At 57.5% G+C, this 16580-nt stretch carries 18 protein-coding genes; 6 read left to right on the top strand and 12 right to left on the bottom strand.

What is annotated here, in order from left to right; translation table 11 throughout:
* Positions 1-62: 62 nt before the first annotated feature.
* Positions 63-854 (bottom strand): PhzF family phenazine biosynthesis protein, encoded by a 792-nt coding sequence (locus NWV12_RS11070; RefSeq protein ID WP_048981361.1) that lies wholly within the window; start codon positions 852-854, stop codon positions 63-65.
* Positions 855-881: 27 nt separating this feature from the next.
* Positions 882-1670 (bottom strand): PhzF family phenazine biosynthesis protein, encoded by a 789-nt coding sequence (locus NWV12_RS11065; protein WP_048981362.1) that lies wholly within the window; start codon positions 1668-1670, stop codon positions 882-884.
* A 177-nt stretch (positions 1671-1847) separates the two neighbouring features.
* Here NWV12_RS11065 and NWV12_RS11060 point away from each other — a divergent pair, with 177 nt between their 5' ends.
* Entirely contained in the window at positions 1848-3044 is a 1197-nt protein-coding gene (locus NWV12_RS11060) for a sugar transporter (protein WP_033145533.1), read from the top strand.
* 43 nt (positions 3045-3087) lie between these two features.
* Here NWV12_RS11060 and NWV12_RS11055 read toward each other — a convergent pair whose 3' ends face one another.
* A complete protein-coding gene (locus NWV12_RS11055; protein WP_023335699.1) occupies positions 3088-3753 on the bottom strand; it encodes a MarC family NAAT transporter in 666 nt (221 codons plus the stop codon).
* A gap of 255 nt (positions 3754-4008) precedes the next feature.
* Between NWV12_RS11055 and marR the strand changes: the two genes are divergently transcribed.
* From marR to marB, 3 genes are read left to right on the top strand one after another with little or no spacing between them, the layout of a single operon-like run.
* Positions 4009-4443, top strand: coding sequence for a multiple antibiotic resistance transcriptional regulator MarR (marR, locus tag NWV12_RS11050; protein WP_008502236.1), 435 nt, complete (start codon positions 4009-4011; stop codon positions 4441-4443).
* A gap of 20 nt (positions 4444-4463) precedes the next feature.
* Positions 4464-4844: an MDR efflux pump AcrAB transcriptional activator MarA gene (gene marA / locus NWV12_RS11045; protein ID WP_008502237.1), complete on the top strand. Its 381-nt coding sequence runs from the start codon at positions 4464-4466 to the stop codon at positions 4842-4844.
* 32 nt (positions 4845-4876) lie between these two features.
* Positions 4877-5095, top strand: a complete 219-nt coding sequence (gene marB, locus NWV12_RS11040; protein ID WP_048981363.1) for a multiple antibiotic resistance protein MarB — start codon at positions 4877-4879, stop codon at positions 5093-5095.
* 32 nt (positions 5096-5127) lie between these two features.
* Here the strand turns inward: marB and eamA are convergent, their stop codons facing one another.
* The gene (gene eamA / locus NWV12_RS11035; RefSeq protein WP_048981364.1) at positions 5128-6033 is read right to left on the bottom strand and encodes an O-acetylserine/cysteine exporter; all 906 of its coding nucleotides are present in this window, start codon (positions 6031-6033) and stop codon (positions 5128-5130) included.
* Between the two features lie 194 nt (positions 6034-6227).
* Between eamA and ydeE the strand changes: the two genes are divergently transcribed.
* On the top strand, positions 6228-7421 hold the full coding sequence (gene ydeE / locus NWV12_RS11030; RefSeq protein WP_048981365.1) for an efflux MFS transporter YdeE: 1194 nt from the start codon (positions 6228-6230) through the stop codon (positions 7419-7421).
* A gap of 46 nt (positions 7422-7467) precedes the next feature.
* Here the strand turns inward: ydeE and zinT are convergent, their stop codons facing one another.
* From zinT to NWV12_RS10990, 8 genes are all read right to left on the bottom strand, one after another.
* Positions 7468-8109: a metal-binding protein ZinT gene (gene zinT / locus NWV12_RS11025; protein WP_048981391.1), complete on the bottom strand. Its 642-nt coding sequence runs from the start codon at positions 8107-8109 to the stop codon at positions 7468-7470.
* A 52-nt stretch (positions 8110-8161) separates the two neighbouring features.
* Entirely contained in the window at positions 8162-8860 is a 699-nt protein-coding gene (gene urtE / locus NWV12_RS11020) for an urea ABC transporter ATP-binding subunit UrtE (protein WP_048981366.1), read from the bottom strand.
* Between the two features lie 9 nt (positions 8861-8869).
* Positions 8870-9667: an urea ABC transporter ATP-binding protein UrtD gene (gene urtD, locus NWV12_RS11015; protein WP_023311769.1), complete on the bottom strand. Its 798-nt coding sequence runs from the start codon at positions 9665-9667 to the stop codon at positions 8870-8872.
* Positions 9667-10740 (bottom strand): urea ABC transporter permease subunit UrtC, encoded by a 1074-nt coding sequence (gene urtC, locus NWV12_RS11010; RefSeq protein ID WP_048981367.1) that lies wholly within the window; start codon positions 10738-10740, stop codon positions 9667-9669. The genes urtD and urtC overlap by 1 nt, the downstream gene beginning before the upstream one ends.
* Positions 10740-12314, bottom strand: coding sequence for an urea ABC transporter permease subunit UrtB (gene urtB / locus NWV12_RS11005; protein ID WP_048981368.1), 1575 nt, complete (start codon positions 12312-12314; stop codon positions 10740-10742). Before urtB ends, urtC begins: the two co-directional genes overlap by 1 nt.
* Before the next feature lie 22 nt (positions 12315-12336).
* On the bottom strand, positions 12337-13608 hold the full coding sequence (gene urtA / locus NWV12_RS11000; RefSeq protein ID WP_033145526.1) for an urea ABC transporter substrate-binding protein: 1272 nt from the start codon (positions 13606-13608) through the stop codon (positions 12337-12339).
* Between the two features lie 202 nt (positions 13609-13810).
* Complete coding sequence (locus NWV12_RS10995) at positions 13811-14914, bottom strand: cobalamin-independent methionine synthase II family protein (RefSeq protein ID WP_048981369.1); 1104 nt, start codon at positions 14912-14914, stop codon at positions 13811-13813.
* A gap of 156 nt (positions 14915-15070) precedes the next feature.
* On the bottom strand, positions 15071-15484 hold the full coding sequence (locus NWV12_RS10990) for a rhodanese-like domain-containing protein (RefSeq protein WP_047060853.1): 414 nt from the start codon (positions 15482-15484) through the stop codon (positions 15071-15073).
* A gap of 73 nt (positions 15485-15557) precedes the next feature.
* On the opposite strand from NWV12_RS10990, the gene ftrA reads away from it, so the two are divergent.
* On the top strand, positions 15558-16565 hold the full coding sequence (gene ftrA, locus NWV12_RS10985; RefSeq protein ID WP_048981370.1) for a transcriptional regulator FtrA: 1008 nt from the start codon (positions 15558-15560) through the stop codon (positions 16563-16565).
* Positions 16566-16580 lie beyond the last annotated feature (15 nt).

Genomic DNA, 16580 nt, shown 5'->3' with positions numbered 1-16580 from the left:
TATCAACATAGCTCAGGCCTGCCGGGGTGGTTCATAGTATTAACTTATAGCGCGTCACTCAGCTAGCGCAGGAAGATTCGCCCTTTCAGGTACAGCGTAGCCTGGCCGCCAATCAGCACGCGGTCGCCCTTCAGCTCGCAGCGCAGATCCCCGCCACGGTATGACACCTGGCGGGCATTGAGTGACGTTTTGCCCAGCTTTTCGCTCCAGTAAGGGATCAGCATGCTGTGGGCGGATCCGGTAACCGGATCTTCCGGCACCCCTTCGCCAGGGCAGAAGAAGCGGCTGACGAAGTCATATTCTTCTCCCGGCGCCGTCACGCAGACCATTTTATCCAGCGGAAGCATGGCCCCAATATCCGGCGTTAACGCTTCAACCTGCTGCTGGCTCTCCAGCACCACCATGAAATCGCGTCCGACGCGCACCTCTTTTGCCACCGTGATGCCCAGCGCGCTAAACAGCAGCTCAGGTGGGTTTTCGACGATTTCCGTCGACCACGCGGGGAAGTTCAGCGTCAGCCAGTCGCCGCTGCGCTTGACGGTCAGCTCGCCCACGAAGCGCGTGGTGAAGGTGATTTCGGTATGCGGATAATCAAGGTATTCGAAAATGACGTGCGATGCGGCAAGCGTAGCGTGACCGCACAGGTTAATTTCATCCAGCGTGGTGAACCAGCGCAGCTCAAACCCGCCGTCGGTGCGCACGAAAAAGGCGGTCTCAGACTGGTTATGCTGTTGCGCCATTTTGAGCAGCGTTTCGTCCGGCAGCCATTCTTCCAGAGGACATACCGCTGCGGCGTTGCCGCCAAAGGTTTTATCGCTGAAGGCATCCACCAGATAAAAATCAATTTCCTGCATTGTCTCTTCCTCTCTTGTTATGGGTTTTTAGCGCAGAAAAACTGTGCCTTTCAGATAAAGCGTGGCCTGCCCGCTCATCAGCACGCGCGAACCTTTCAGCTCACAGCGCACATCGCCGCCGCGCGCTGAAACCTGACGGGCAAACATCGTGGTTTTGCCCAGCTTTTCGCTCCAGTAAGGGATCAGCATGGTGTGCGCGGAGCCGGTGACCGGGTCTTCCGGGACGGAAACGCCCGGTGAGAAAAAGCGGCTGACAAAATCATATTCCCCCTCACCGCGCGCCGTAACGCTCACCTTATGCTCGCCCGGCGTCATCACCGAGAAGCGCGGCGCAAGCGCTTCAACCTGCTGGCGATTTTCCAGAACGATCAGCCATGCGCGGCCTTTACGGGCTTCAACGTAGCGGCTGATACCCAGCGCCGAGAGCATCTCCGGCGGGGGTGTCTCTTCATGGGTTGGGCATGCAGGGAAGTCCAGCGTCATCCACTCCCCCTCCCGGCTGACGGTGAGTCGGCCAGAGGCGGTATCAAAGTGGATCCGCGAATCCGGGTAATCCAGCTCGGTAAACAGCACGTGCGCGGCCGCAAGCGTAGCGTGGCCGCAGAGATTGACTTCGGTAAGCGTGGTAAACCAGCGTAGCTCAATGCCCCCTTTACTGCAGACGAAAAAAGCCGTTTCCGACTGATTATGCTGCTGCGCCATTTTCAGCAAGGTCTCATCGGGTAACCATTCCTTGAGCGGGCAAACGGCGGCCGGATTGCCGCCAAACGAGGTGTCGCTGAACGCATCTACCAGATAAAAATCAATCTCCTGCATTGTCTTACCGCCTGTTTTTATTGTGTTGTTCTTTTATATTCAATGAAAACGGCGTTCCCGGCTACCGCTTTCATAAGGTAAATATTGAGATCTGCGTCACATAATGGTTGAGTTTTCGCCGTTCGACGTTTTAAGATCGTCTCCTCTTCTTTTCAGCAACGAATCTCCGACATCCCTATGACAACGAACACAGTTTCCCGCAGGGTTGCGTGGCTACGCGTGGTCACGCTGGCCATTGCCGCGTTTATTTTTAACACCACAGAATTTGTTCCGGTTGGGCTGTTGTCTGACATCGCTGAAAGTTTCCAGATGGAAACGGCGCAGGTGGGCATTATGTTGACCATCTACGCCTGGGTTGTGGCGCTGATGTCCTTGCCGTTTATGCTGCTGACCAGCCAGATGGAGCGGCGCAGGCTGCTGATCGGCCTGTTTGTGCTGTTCATCGCCAGCCATGTTCTGTCGTTTATGGCGTGGAATTTTACGGTGCTGGTCATCAGCCGAATCGGCATTGCCTTTGCCCATGCGGTGTTCTGGTCGATCACCGCGTCGCTGGCTATTCGACTCGCGCCAGCGGGTAAACGCGCCCAAGCGCTGAGCCTGATTGCCACCGGTACCGCACTGGCGATGGTGCTGGGTCTGCCGATTGGCCGCATCGTAGGGCAATACTTCGGCTGGCGTACGACGTTCTTCGCCATTGGTATGGGCGCGCTGGTTACGCTGGTATGCCTGATTAAGCTGCTCCCCGCGCTGCCGAGCGAGCATTCCGGCTCGCTGAAAAGCCTGCCGCTGCTGATGCGTCGCCCGGCGCTGCTGGGTATCTACCTGCTTACCGTCATTGTGGTGACGGCCCATTACACGGCATACAGCTACATTGAACCCTTTGTGCAGGTGGTGGCGGGCTTTAGCGCCAACTTTGCCACCGTCCTGCTGTTGATCCTCGGCGGAGCGGGCATTATTGGCAGCGTGCTGTTCGGTAAGCTGGGTAACCGGCACGCCTCGACGCTGGTGAGCTGCGCTATCGGTCTGCTGCTGGCCTGCCTGCTGCTGCTGATGCCTGCCGCAGGCAGTGAAAGCCATCTGGCGATCCTCAGCCTGTTCTGGGGCGTGGCGATCATGATTATTGGTCTGGGCATGCAGGTGAAGGTCCTGGCCCTGGCGCCGGATGCAACGGACGTCGCCATGTCGCTGTTCTCAGGGATTTTCAATCTGGGGATTGGCGCGGGCGCGCTGGTGGGAAATCAGGTAATACTGCACGTATCGATGTCGGCGATTGGCTATCTGGGCGCCATTCCGGCCCTGGTGGCGCTGGTCTGGTCAGTGCTCATCTTCCGTAAATGGCCGGTGGCGCTGGAGGAACAGGGTCAGCACGGGTGAGCCTTCTTGCCGGGTGGCGGCTTCGCCTTACCCGGCAATCACATCAATGATAGGTCTTAATAATTTCCAGCACGCCGTTAATAATAAACTGCACGCCCATACAGACCAGCAGGAAGCCCATCAGACGGGAGATCGCCTCGATACCGCCCTTGCCTACCCAGCGCATAATGGCCCCAGAACTGCGCAGCGACGCCCACACGATAACCCCGATAATCGCAAAAATCAGCGGTGGCGCAACCGTCAGCACCCAGTCCGGGAAGGTTGCGCTGTCGCGCACCGTTGATGCGGAGCTGATGATCATCGCGATGGTACCCGGCCCCGCCGTGCTCGGCATGGCAATCGGCACAAAGGCGATATTCGCACTCGGCTCGGTTTCCAGCTCTTCCGATTTACTGGTCGCTTCCGGTGACTCATGCGCTTTTTGCGCCGGGAACAGCATGCGGAAACCGATAAAGGCCACAATCAGCCCCCCGGCGATACGCAGGCCGGGGATGGAAATCCCGAAGGTGTTCATCACCACCTGTCCGGCATAGTAAGCCACCATCATGATGGCAAACACATACACCGAGGCCATCATCGACTGATGGTTGCGCTCGGCGCTGTTCATATTCCCTGCCAGCCCGAGGAACAGCGCCACCGTCGTTAACGGGTTAGCCAACGGCAGCAAGACCACCAGCCCAAGGCTGATTGCTTTTATTAAATCCAACATAGTGCGTTGTTGTCCTTATCCATATTTAACACAGCAATTATAGGGTGAAAGTGTGACATTGAGCCATGGGTGCAACGCAACGATTATTTCCGTCCTGGAAAGATAACTGACAGTTATCTATATGATTTGAAAGACCTCAAAAAAAGTTCATGAAACGTTTTAGCAATTCGTGGCATCGGCTGACTCATTCAGTTGACTTATACTTGCCTGAGCAATAATATCTGCCGTGACTAACTACTTGCCAGGGCAACCATTGTGAAAAGCACCAGTGATATCTTTAACGACGTTGTTCCGCTGGGTCGTCTTATTCATATGGTAAATCAGAAAAAAGATCGCCTGCTCAATGACTATCTGTCACCGCTGGATATCACCGCAACACAGTTCAAAGTGCTGTGTTCCATTCGCTGCGAAGTGTGTATCACACCGGTTGAGCTGAAAAAGGTGCTCTCTGTCGATCTGGGCGCGTTAACCCGCATGCTGGATCGTCTCGTCTGCAAAGGATGGATAGAACGAAGCCCTAACCCGAATGACAAACGCGGCGTACTGGTGAAGCTGACCAGCGATGGCGCGGCCATGTGCGAGCAATGTCATCAATTAGTAGGACAAACACTGCATCAGGAACTAACAAAAAACTTAACGGCAGATGAAGTGGCAACCCTTGAGCTTCTGCTCAAAAAAATACTGCCGTAAACAGAAAAAGAGGTATGACGATGTCCAGACGCAATACTGACGCTATCACCATTCATAGCATTTTGGACTGGATCGAAGATAACCTGGAATCGCCGCTCTCCCTTGAAAAAGTGTCAGAGCGTTCAGGTTACTCCAAATGGCACCTGCAACGGATGTTCAAAAAAGAGACCGGTCATTCATTAGGTCAATACATTCGCAGCCGCAAGCTGACGGAAATTGCCCAGAAACTGAAAGAAAGCAATGAGCCGATCCTTTATCTGGCGGAGCGTTACGGATTTGAATCGCAACAGACCCTGACGCGTACGTTCAAGAACTATTTTGACGTGCCGCCTCATAAGTACCGAATCACCAGCGTGCCGGGCGAATCCCGATACCTGTATCCGTTAAAACACTGTAGTTAATCATCGCCTGTAAAGACGTAACCGAGGAAATCATGAAAGTTACCGCCTCCGCCTCCCTCGCCTTGCTGGTGCTGTTCTCCAGCCAGACCTTCGCGGAGCAAACCCCTCGTGCAACGCAGCAAAATAATCCTGATACGATGATTTTGCCGTCCGCACATGACCAGTCGCCTTATGATTTCAACCATATGGGTGCTGGTAGCGACAAATCCGACGAATTAGGCGTGCCTTATTATAATCAGCACGGCCTCTGATTCGTTTTTGCCCCGCAGACGCGGGGCTTTTTTTATGCCTTTTCGCTTACCCGCGTCGCCCGACGAACCCGTAGACCAAACACGTTAATGTACAGCCCGGCCATGATCAGCACGGCGCCAAACAGCTGCAGCGCGCTCAGCGTTTCATCCAGCAAGAGTGCCGCACTGGCAAGCCCCACCACCGGCACCAGCAGGGATAACGGCGCCACGCGCCAGGTTTCATAACGCCCCAGCAGCGATCCCCAGATCCCGTAGCCCACAATGGTGGCGACAAAGGCCAGATAGACAAGAGAAAGGATTGTGGTCAGATCGATTTCGACCAGACTGTTCAGCATTACATCCGGACCATCCAGAATAAACGACGCCGCCAGAAACGGGATTATCGGGATCAGCGCGCTCCAGACAACCAGGGACATCACCGCCGGGCGGGCCTCGTGCTGCATAATCAGCTTGTTGAAAATATTCCCGCAGGCCCAGCTCAGCCCCGCCGCCAGCGTCAGCATAAAGCCGAGCAGCGCCACATCCTGGCCGTTCAGGCTGGCTTCAATAAGCACCAGCACGCCAAACACCGCCAGCGTAATGCCTGCCAGCTGTTTTCCCTGTAAACGTTCGCTAAACACGAAGGCGCCGAGAATGATGGTAAAGAACGCCTGCGCCTGCAGCACCAGCGAGGCCAGACCGGCCGGCATCCCGAACTTGATGGCGCAGAAGAGAAACGCGAACTGGCCAAAGCTGATGGTCAGGCCATAGCCCAGCAGCAGCTTTAACGGGATCTTCGGACGGGCGACGAAAAAGAGCGCCGGGAACGCGACCAGCAAAAAACGTAAACCGGCCAGCATCAGCGGCGGCATGTTGTGCAACCCCAGCTTGATGACCACAAAATTGAGCCCCCATACTACGACCACCAGCAACGCCAGCAGCCCGTCTTTACGCGTCATACCCTGCCCCTGAATTATTAATTATTTGTTAACAGTTCAAGGTAACAGAAAAAAGCGCGCGGCGAGAAGATCATTAATTATGGCAGTCAGGCGAAGCACTTACGGATAAATTAGGTGCTATACAAGCCCCTTATGTCATGGTAATCCTGTTAACACACGTCTAAAAAAAGCATAAGCAACTGTCGGGCAGGAATATGAAACCATCTCTCAGGCGCTCAACCGCAGCGCTGCTGGCGTCGTCATTGTTATTAACCATCGGTCGGGGAGCAACGCTGCCGTTCATGACCATTTATCTCACGCGCGTCTACAGCATGAGCGTCGAGAATATTGGTTATGCCCTGACGATTGCGCTGACAATCGGCGTGGTGTTCAGCCTGGGATTTGGCATTCTGGCCGATAAGTTTGATAAAAAGCGCTACATGCTGATTGCGATCGTGGCTTTTATCGCGGGGTTTGTCGCGATCCCGCTGGTCGATAACGTCACGCTGGTGGTGCTGTTCTTCGCGCTGATCAACTGCGCCTATTCCGTCTTTTCAACGGTGCTGAAGGCCTGGTTCTCCGACGTGCTCACCGCAAGCCAGAAAGCGCGCGTCTTCTCGCTTAACTACAGCTTTCTGAACATTGGCTGGACGATCGGGCCGCCGATTGGCACCCTGCTGGTGATGTACAGCCTGCAGCTGCCGTTCTGGCTGGCGGCCTTCTGCGCGGCGCTGCCGCTCGGATTCATCCATTTCTTCGTGCAGAGAAGCGTTACGCTGGATACCGCCGAGGAGAAAATGCCCTGGCAGCCGTCGGTACTGCTGAAAGACCGCGCGCTGTTCTGGTATACGCTCTCTGGCCTGCTGGCGTCATACGTCGGCGGATCGTTCGCGACCTGCATTTCGCAATACGTTCTGGCCGCGCATGCAGACAGTAATTTCGCCGAAAAGGTGGTCGCCGTGGTATTGCCCGTCAACGCCGCCGTGGTGGTGACGCTGCAATATGCGCTGGGCCGCAAGATCTCTGCCAGCAATATTCGCCCGCTGATGACCCTCGCCACCCTGTTTTTTATCGTGGGGCTGGGTGGCTTTATGCTCTCCGGGGAAAACCTGGTTTACTGGGGCATCGCTGCCGCCATCTTTACCCTGGGTGAGATTATCTATGCACCGGGCGAATACATGCTGATCGACAACATTGCCCCGCCCGGGATGAAGGCGAGCTATTTTTCCGCGCAGGCGCTGGGCTGGCTCGGCGCGGCGGCAAACCCGATGATCACCGGTATTATCCTGACCAACCTGCCGCACTGGTCGCTATTTGTCATCATGATGGTTGCCATCGTCATGGCGTGGCTGATGATTTTGCGTGGGATGAGCGTGAAGGCGTGGTGTGAAACGCCCAACGTGGCGTAGCGCTTCCAGGCCGGGTGAGGCGTAGCCTCCACCCGGCAATAAAGCATCAGTGGTGCAGCATTTCCTCTACCACCTGCTCTTTGTACATCTCATTCGGATAATAGGTCGGCCAGTTATCCATCTCTTTCAGCAGCGCCTCGTGGGAGGTGTTGCCCATGAAAATGTGGAAGTGCGAAGAGGCCTTCGGGGCGATGGTGTGGTCGCTGAACTGAACAAACTTCGGTGCCTTGCTGCCGGCATCCTTACACTCAAACAGGTAGCGAACGCCTTTTTTGCCCGATGCGTAGGCCAGTATTTTGTAGCCGCTGTAATCATACTGACAGCGGCTGACCGCTTTGCCCTTATGAAATTCCATCACGTTGTTTTCGATGCCGATAGCATCCACGTCCGTCGCATAGCCCTTGCGGTAGTACGCTTTCACCTCGTCAAAGGTTTTGCTTTTGTCTTTCTGCGCTTTCTGTTTAAACACCGGATCCAGCGAACCGTCCAGCAGGAACGGATAGACCGACTGCCACGTCCCGTCCCAGTCTGACAGCGCTCTGTCCTTCACGTCCTTATCCTCAAACACGCCGTTCGCCGCCCTCTGTTCCGCTTCGGTCATCTGATGGCCGTGCGAGTGAGCAAACAGCTGGCCGCTGACCAGCAGCGCCCCCAGAGTCATGGCAAATTTCCCAAAATGTGCAGCCAACATAACACCCTCATTCCGTTTTATAAGAATGCAAATGTTATATTATAACATTTTAAATCGCAACCAGCCCGCGAACGCCCTCCTGCTCCATGTTTTCACCCCGGCCGCGCTGGATAATCGTGCCGCGCGACATCAGCAGATAGCTGTCGGCCAGCTCGGCGGCAAAGTCGTAAAACTGTTCGACAAGCAGTATCGCCATGTCGCCTCGGTTCGCCAGGGTGCGGATCACCTGTCCAATCTCTTTAATCACCGATGGCTGTATGCCTTCGGTCGGCTCGTCCAGAATCAACAGCTGCGGACGGCTCGCCAGCGCGCGACCAATCGCCAGCTGCTGCTGCTGTCCACCGGAGAGATCGCCCCCGCGACGATGCCTCATCTCTTTAAGCACCGGAAACAGCTGCCAGATCTCATCCGGAACCTGCTTCGCCTCGCGGGCGGAAAAACGCGACAGCCCGAGCAGAAGATTCTCTTCCACGGTCAGGCGCGGGAAAATCTCGCGGCCCTGCGGGACGTACGCCACTCCAGAGTGCACCCGCTGGTGCGGCTTGCTGTGGGTGATCTTTTTACCCTGCCAGATGACCTCCCCGGTTTTCGCCGGGATCAGCCCCATCAGACACTTCAGCAGCGTGGTTTTCCCGACGCCGTTGCGCCCCAGCAGGCAGGTGACTTCTCCGGTGACGGCTTCAAAACTCACGCCGCGCAGGATATGGCTGCCGCCGTAATACTGATTCAGTTCGTTAACCTGTAACATCATCGCTCCTTAGCGCCCCAGATAGACCTCAATCACCTGCTCGTTAGCCTGCACCTCGCGAAGCGAACCTTCCGCCAGCACGCGTCCCTGATGCAGCACCGTGACGTGGTCGGCGATAGTCTCAACAAAGCCCATATCGTGCTCCACCACCATCAGGGAGTGCTTACCCGCCAGCGTTTTGAACAGCTCGGCGGTGTATTCGGTTTCCGCGTCGGTCATCCCGGCGGCCGGTTCATCCAGCAGCAGCAGGTGCGGGTCCTGAACCAGCAGCATACCGATCTCCAGAAACTGTTTTTGCCCGTGCGAAAGCAGCCCGGCGCGGCGGTCGCGCTCGCTGCTAAGGCGCAGCAAAACCAGCATCTCATCGATGCGGTCGCGCTGTTCACCGTTGAGTTTTGCCCGCAGGCTCGCCCAGACGGATTTATCGGTTTTCATGGCGATCTCCAGGTTTTCCCACACCGTCAGCGCTTCAAAAACCGTGGGCTTCTGGAATTTACGCCCGATCCCCTGGCGGGCAATGGCCGCAGGCTCCAGCGCGGTCAGGTCGATAGACTGATCGTAAATCGCCCTCCCGCTCTTTGGCCGAGTTTTGCCGGTGATAACGTCCATCAGCGTGGTTTTACCGGCGCCGTTAGGGCCAATCACGCAGCGCAGCTCGCCCACGCCGATATTCAGCGACAGATCGGTCAGGGCCTGAAAACCATCAAAATTGACGTTAATGGCCTCAAGCTGCAGCACCGGGTCGGTTTGTTCCCGATAACGATCGCCGGGCAACTGGCGGGTGAATAACCCTTCGGCTGGCTGCATTATTTCTCTCCCTTTCGAAACAGACCGTAGACGCCGCGCGGTAAAAACAGCGTGACGGCGATGAAAATCAGCCCCAGAAACAGCTGCCAGTATTCCGGCATCGCGACGGTGAAGAAGCTCTTGGCGCCGTTCACCAGCGCCGCGCCAATCACCGGACCGACCAGCGTGCCGCGCCCGCCCAGCGCCACCCAGATTGCCGCTTCTATTGAGTTCGTCGGCGACATTTCACCGGGGTTGATAATGCCCACCTGCGGGACGTACAGCGCCCCCGCCAGGCCGCACAGCACGGCGGAGAGCGTCCATACCAGCAGCTTGAACCCGCGCGGATCGTAGCCGCAAAACGTCAGGCGGTTTTCGGCGTCGCGAACGGCGGTCAGGATGCGGCCAAACTTGCTCTTCGCCAGCGCAAATCCGGTGCCCAACGCCAGAAGCAGCAACAGCACGGTCGCCAGAAACAGCGCGATGCGGGTGGTCGTTTCCGTTACCGAAAACCCGAGCAGCGTGGTGAAGCCGGTAAAGCCGTTATTGCCGCCAAAACCGGTTTCGTTGCGAAAGAACAGCAGCATCCCGGCATAGGTCAGCGCCTGGGTCATAATCGAGAAGTAGACCCCTTTTATATTGGAGCGGAAGGCGAACCAGCCGAACACCAGCGCCAGCAGGCCCGGCACCATCACAATCAGCACCAGCGCCCAGGCAAAATGCTGGGTTCCCCACCAGAACCACGGCAGTTCGCTCCAGGAGAGAAACGACATAAACGCAGGAAGACCGTCACCCGCAGCCTGGCGCATCAGGTACATGCCCATCGCGTAGCCGCCCAGAGCGAAGAAGATACCGTGCCCAAGAGAGAGCATCCCGGCGTAGCCCCACACCAGATCCAGCGCCACCGCAACGATGGCATAGCAGAGGATCTTGCCAATCAGCGTCAGCACCCAGGTCGACAGCGCCAGCGGATGCGTCGCAGGCAGTAAGGCGAAAAACGGTAATATCAGCAGACACACCACCAGCAGGCTGCCTGCAAGTTGCGTTGTGCGCGGCGCTTTGCGCGCCAGCGTTAAGGTCAGCGGCTGGCTCATCAGTCAATCACCCTCCCTTTCAGCGCAAACAGCCCCTGAGGGCGTTTTTGAATAAACAGCACGATCGCCACCAGAATCACGATCTTGCCCAGCACCGCCCCCATCTGCGGTTCAAGAATTTTATTGAAAATACCCAGACCAAACGCCGCGGCCACGCTGCCTGCCAGCTGGCCTACGCCACCGAGAACGACCACGAGGAAAGAGTCGATGATGTAGCCCTGACCCAGCTCCGGCCCGACGTTACCGAGCTGCGATAGCGCCACGCCGCCTAACCCCGCAATTCCTGAGCCAAGCCCAAACGCCAGCATATCGACACGGCCTGTCGGTACCCCGCAGCAGGCGGCCATGCTGCGGTTCTGCGTCACCGCACGCACGTTGAGCCCCAGACGGGTTTTATTCAGAATGAGCCAGGTAAAGAACAGCACCAGCAGCACGAAGCCCAGCACCACGATGCGGTTCCACGGCAGCGTCAGGTTGGCAAAAACCTGCACTCCGCCGGACAGCCATGCCGGGTTGGCCACCTCCAGGTTCTGGGCGCCAAAGGTCATGCGCACCAGCTGGATGAGCATCAGGCTGATCCCCCACGTTGCCAGCAGCGTTTCCAGCGGACGACCGTACAGATGGCGGATCACGGTGCGCTCCAGCACCATCCCGATGCCCGCCGTCAGGCAGAACGCGACCGGAAGCGCGATAACGGGATAGAGCGCCAGCCACTGTGGCGCAAGCCCGGCCATCGCCTGCTGCACCATCCAGGTGGCATACGCCCCCAGCATCAGCATCTCACCGTGCGCCATATTGATGACGCCCAGCAGGCCGTAGGTGATGGCAAGCCCCAGCGCCGCCAGCAGCAGCACCGACCCCAGAGAGAGCCCCATGAACGCCTGGCCCAGCAGATCGCCCCACATCAGTCGATGCTGGATCTGGCTCAGGCTCTCCTGCGCGGCGGCGCGCACCCCGGCATCCGGCTCTGTCTGTGCCTGGGTAAACGGGGTAAGTCTGGACTGCACGTCCGGATCGTCAGACTGCCCTAATAACTCGACGGCCTTGCGGCGCACCTCTGCCTGCGGGCTGGCTAGCTGGAGATTCGCCACCGCCAGTAAAAGCGCCTGACGTGCCACCGCGTCCGTTTCATCGTTTACCCGCTTTTCCAGAAAAGCGAGCATTCCAGGCTGGGCATCCCGCTGAAGCTGACGGGCCGCCGCCCGCCTTTCTGTGACACTGTCACTCACCAGCTGATGCGTAGCGATGGCCGTGGCGGCCAGCACGCGCAGCCGGTTGGTCAGACGAACGGCTTTGGCTGGCCCTTCGGTCGACTTAGCGTCACCGAGCGAGACCATTTGACCGCTGCGCTGCGCAAAGGCGTGCTTTTGGCTGTCGGTATAGAGGTTTTCTTTTTGCAGTGCCTGCAGCAGCGGCAGCCTCGCGGCGTCCGGCGCTTCGGCCCACTGCGTCAGCAACTCCGCCTGCTGGCTGCGGCTGGCGGCAACAAAACGATCGGCATCCGATGCCTGCGCCATCCCTGGCAGCAGTCCGGAAAGCCATACAAGAGCGATGAACATGCGCATGGCGTTCATGACGTTTCTCCCTGGTGATGGCTTAGTTGCTGGCGGTTTTCATCGGCTGGTCGGGCTTTTTATCGTTACCGGCGATGAACGGGCTCCACGGCTGGGCGCGTACCGGCTGTTCCGTCTGCCACACCACGTTGAACTGACCGTTGCCTTCGATTTCACCGATCATGACCGGCTTATGCAGATGGTGGTTGGTGGCATCCATGGTGAGCGTAAAGCCTGACGGCGCCTTAAAGGACTGGCCGGCCATCGCCGCACGCACTTTATCCACGTCGGTTGTGCCCGCTTTTTCCACCGCCTGCGCCCACATATGGATCCCCACGTAGGTCGCTTCCATCGGGTCGTTGGTCACCACGGTATCGGCGTTCGGCAGCTTGTGCGCCTTCGCATAGGCTTTGTAATCCGCCACGAAGGCCTGGTTGGTCGGGTTATCCACGGATTCAAAGTAGTTCCACGCCGCGAGGTTGCCGACCAGCGGTTTGGTGTCGATCCCGCGCAGCTCTTCTTCTCCTACGGAGAACGCCACCACCGGCACGTCGGTCGCCTTCAGCCCCTGGTTAGCCAGCTCTTTGTAGAACGGAACGTTGGAATCGCCGTTGATGGTCGACACCACGGCGGTTTTGCCGCCCGCGGAGAATTTCTTGATGTTAGCGACAATGGTCTGGTAGTCGCTATGGCCGAACGGGGTGTAAACCTCCTCGATGTCCTTATCCTCCACCCCTTTCGAATGCAGGAACGCGCGCAGGATCTTGTTGGTGGTGCGCGGATAAACATAGTCCGTACCCAGCAGGAAGAAGCGCTTCGCCGCGCCGCCGTCTTCGCTCATCAGGTATTCCACCGCGGGGATGGCCTGCTGGTTCGGCGCCGCGCCGGTATAGAAGACGTTTGGCGACATCTCTTCGCCTTCATACTGCACCGGATAAAACAGCAGACCGTTCAGCTCCTCGAAGACCGGCAGCACGGATTTGCGCGATACCGACGTCCAGCAGCCGAATACCACCGCCACTTTATCCTGACTTAACAGCTGGCGCGCCTTCTCGGCAAACAGCGGCCAGTTTGAGGCGGGATCCACCACCACCGGCTCCAGTTTTTTACCCAGTACGCCGCCTTTCGCGTTGATCTCGTCGATGGTCATCAGCGCGACGTCTTTCAGCGGCGTTTCGGAGATGGCCATGGTGCCGGAAAGAGAATGCATGATCCCCACTTTGATGGTATCGGCCGCCTGCACGCCAAAACTCATTCCCATCGTCACGACGGACGCGGATAACGCAAAGGCTTTTAATAAGGTACGACGCTGCATATTTTCACTCCTGAAAAAGAACGCTGTGCGAAAACGTCCGTTACGGCGTGGACGCGGAAAAAAATGTGTCAGCGAAGCAGGAGCAAAAAGGATGCCAGAATGGAGGAAGCGCTATTTCAGGAGGGGGAACGCAGGATGTAAAGAGAACGTCTCAGAATGGCACAGCGCTGCACTTTTATAATGCAGCGCTGTGGATGAGTCTTTACCAGACTTCGCTGGCGATCTGCGTGACCAGACGGACTTTGTCCCACTGCTGGGATTCGCTCAGGCTGTTGCCCTCTTCGGTAGAGGCAAAGCCGCACTGCGGGCTGAGGCAAATTTGCTCTTTTGCCACGTATTTCGCCGCCTCTTCCAGACGGGCTTTAATCCCCTCCGGGTTCTCCAGCTCGCCGTTTTTCGTGGTGATCAGGCCCAGCACCACCTGCTGCTTGCCCGGGCGAATGAAGCGCAATGGCGCGAAATCCCCGCTGCGGTCGTTGTCGTATTCAAGGAAGAACGCGTCAACGTTGACCGTCCCGAACAGCACTTCCGCCACCGGCTCATAGCCGCCTTCGGAAATCCAGGTTGAACGGAAGTTACCGCGGCAGACGTGCAGGCCGATGGTCAGATCGTTCGGCTTGCCTTCCAGAGCCTTGTTCAGAACGCGGGCATAGATGCGTGCCAGCTCATCGGCATCGTCACCGCGCTCGCGGATCTGACGGCGCTGATCGTCCGAACAGAGATAGGCCCAGACGGTATCGTCCAGCTGCAGGTAACGGCAGCCCGCGTCGTAAAATGCGCGGATGGCGTCGCGCCAGGTGGTCGCCAGATCGTCGAAATAGTCATTCAGATCCGGGTAGACCGTCGCATCGATGTCTTTACGGCCGCCGCGGAAATGGAGCACGCTCGGGCTGGGAATGGTCATCTTTGGCTGAGCATTGCCGCTGATGCTTTTCAGGTAGCGGAAATCTTCGAGCATCGGATGGGCGCCAAAGCCCAGCTTGCCGGTGACGCGCACGCCGTGGGCTTTGGTTTGTACCCCGTTGAACTGGATCCCCTGCTGTGAATCGTAACGCTCAACGCCCTGCAGACCGTCAAAGAAGTCGAAGTGCCACCAGGCACGGCGGAATTCACCGTCGGTGACCACATGCAGGCCGCACGCACACTGCTGCTCAACGACGTGGCGAATGGCATCATCCTCTACCGCGCGAAGCTGTCCGGCGTCAATTTCGCCGCTGGCGAACTTCAGGCGAGCCTCTTTGATGGCATCCGGGCGTAAAAAACTGCCGACTACATCGGCGCGGTACGGGGCGTGCTGTCGTTGCATGGAAATCTCCTCAGTCTGCCGGCGATAATTGCCAGCAGTGATAATTCATCATTTGAAGATTTAGACTTCTGGATGTCTAAATGTCCAAAAAAGATGTCATACCTGTCCTGTTCCGGCAAACGAGAAAATTTCACGGGTGTTGAAAAAAATTCATCTTCACAGGGCGACGGCGGTTTCGCTGCTGGCAAAGGCGAACTTTTCATCCTCCCAGCCGGTGATTCCCCCGAGCATGATTTTGACCGGCAGCCCGAGGCGCGCCAGCTTCAGCGCGGCTCTGTCCGCGCCGTTACAGTGCGGCCCTGCGCAGTAAACGACGAACAGCGTGCCTTCAGGCCATTGGGCCATGCGCTCGGCGGTCATCTGGCTCCGCGGCAGGTGCAGTGCGCCGGGCACGTGACGGCGGGCAAACTGCTCCGGGCTTCCCACCACGTGCAGCAGCACGAAGTCCTGCTCATTATTGGCGATGGCGTGATGCACATCCGCGCAGTCGGTTTCAACGCTCAGGCGGCGCAGAAAATGGGTAACGGCTTCCTGCGGCTCGGCAGCCGGAAATTCAGTAACATAGCTCATGATTCTTCCTCATCTTTGGCGTTTGTGTTAACACTACTCTATCCACAAATTCAGCCCATGAATGCGTTCGCTTATGCCAGAAAACAGCAAAAAGATGACAAACTTAAGACAAATTGCCCGCCCGCAGGTAGTCGTGCTGGCGTATGACGGTCTGTGTACCTTTGAGTTTGGCGTAGCGGTGGAGATCTTCGGCCTGCCGCGTCCCGAGCTTGGCGATGAATGGTATCGTTTTGCGGTGGCGAGCGTGGACAGCGGTGAACTTCGGGCAACTGGCGGGATCCGCATCGTTACCGATGGTGATTTAAGCCTGCTTGCGTCTGCGGACCTGATTGTGGTTCCCGGCTGGCGGGGGCTGGATTCAACGGTTCCGGACGCGCTCTGCGAGGCACTACGCCAGGCCAGCGCGCGAGGATGCCGGCTGCTCTCCATCTGTTCGGGGGTGTTTGTGCTGGCCGCTACGGGGCTGCTGAACGGCCGCAAAGCCACAACCCACTGGCGCTACATTGACGCGCTTAAAGCCCGCTACCCTGACATCGACGTGGTTGAGGATGTGCTCTACCAGGACGAAGGCGATATTCTGACGTCTGCGGGCAGCGCGGCGGGAATCGATCTCTGTCTGCACGTTGTGCGGCGGGATTATGGCATGGAAACCGCCAACAGCGTGGCGCGTCGGCTGGTCATTCCCCCTCACCGGGATGGTTCACAGCCACAACAGCTGAGCCGCCCGGTAGCCCAGCTGCGGGAAAGCCAGCGTCTCGGCCAGCTGTTTGATTTTCTGCACACGCATCTTATCGAGGCGCACAGCGTCGACTCCCTGGCGCGTCGGGTCGGAATGAGCCAGCGCACCTTCCTTCGTCGCTTCGAGGCGGCAACGGGGACGACGCCCGCACGCTGGTTAATCAATGAACGCCTGCTGAGAGCAAAAGATTATCTGGAAAGCAGCCGGTTGAGCATCGACAGCATCGCTGAACAGACCGGGTTTGGTCAGGCATCAACACTGCGTCATCATTTTCGCCAGCAGTTCGCGCTTTCCCCGGCTCAGTATCGCAAACAATTTTCACGTCCGGGTACTGCCCGCTGAGGCGTTATTTTTATG

Origin of the sequence: Enterobacter sp. Crenshaw (assembly GCF_024734705.1) — a bacterium.
Taxonomy (GTDB): Bacteria; Pseudomonadota; Gammaproteobacteria; order Enterobacterales; family Enterobacteriaceae; genus Enterobacter; species Enterobacter asburiae_B.
The sequence above is the reverse complement of the archived record's forward strand: the minus strand, read 5'-3'. Positions and strand labels throughout refer to the sequence as shown.

Bases quoted from the DNA above. Each gene is read 5' to 3' on its own strand.
- marA (WP_008502237.1), top strand. From the start codon at position 4,464: ATGTCCAGACGCAATACTGACGCTATCACCATTCATAGCATTTTGGAC.
- urtE (WP_048981366.1), bottom strand. From the start codon at position 8,860: ATGTTACAGGTTAACGAACTGAATCAGTATTACGGCGGCAGCCATATC.
- NWV12_RS11065 (WP_048981362.1), bottom strand. From the start codon at position 1,670: ATGCAGGAGATTGATTTTTATCTGGTAGATGCGTTCAGCGACACCTCG.
- urtB (WP_048981368.1), bottom strand. From the start codon at position 12,314: ATGAACGCCATGCGCATGTTCATCGCTCTTGTATGGCTTTCCGGACTG.
- urtA (WP_033145526.1), bottom strand. From the start codon at position 13,608: ATGCAGCGTCGTACCTTATTAAAAGCCTTTGCGTTATCCGCGTCCGTC.
- NWV12_RS10990 (WP_047060853.1), bottom strand. From the start codon at position 15,484: ATGAGCTATGTTACTGAATTTCCGGCTGCCGAGCCGCAGGAAGCCGTT.
- NWV12_RS11055 (WP_023335699.1), bottom strand. From the start codon at position 3,753: ATGTTGGATTTAATAAAAGCAATCAGCCTTGGGCTGGTGGTCTTGCTG.
- eamA (WP_048981364.1), bottom strand. From the start codon at position 6,033: ATGACGCGTAAAGACGGGCTGCTGGCGTTGCTGGTGGTCGTAGTATGG.
- ftrA (WP_048981370.1), top strand. From the start codon at position 15,558: ATGCCAGAAAACAGCAAAAAGATGACAAACTTAAGACAAATTGCCCGC.
- NWV12_RS11070 (WP_048981361.1), bottom strand. From the start codon at position 854: ATGCAGGAAATTGATTTTTATCTGGTGGATGCCTTCAGCGATAAAACC.
- NWV12_RS11060 (WP_033145533.1), top strand. From the start codon at position 1,848: ATGACAACGAACACAGTTTCCCGCAGGGTTGCGTGGCTACGCGTGGTC.
- marB (WP_048981363.1), top strand. From the start codon at position 4,877: ATGAAAGTTACCGCCTCCGCCTCCCTCGCCTTGCTGGTGCTGTTCTCC.
- urtC (WP_048981367.1), bottom strand. From the start codon at position 10,740: ATGAGCCAGCCGCTGACCTTAACGCTGGCGCGCAAAGCGCCGCGCACA.
- urtD (WP_023311769.1), bottom strand. From the start codon at position 9,667: ATGCAGCCAGCCGAAGGGTTATTCACCCGCCAGTTGCCCGGCGATCGT.
- NWV12_RS10995 (WP_048981369.1), bottom strand. From the start codon at position 14,914: ATGCAACGACAGCACGCCCCGTACCGCGCCGATGTAGTCGGCAGTTTT.
- ydeE (WP_048981365.1), top strand. From the start codon at position 6,228: ATGAAACCATCTCTCAGGCGCTCAACCGCAGCGCTGCTGGCGTCGTCA.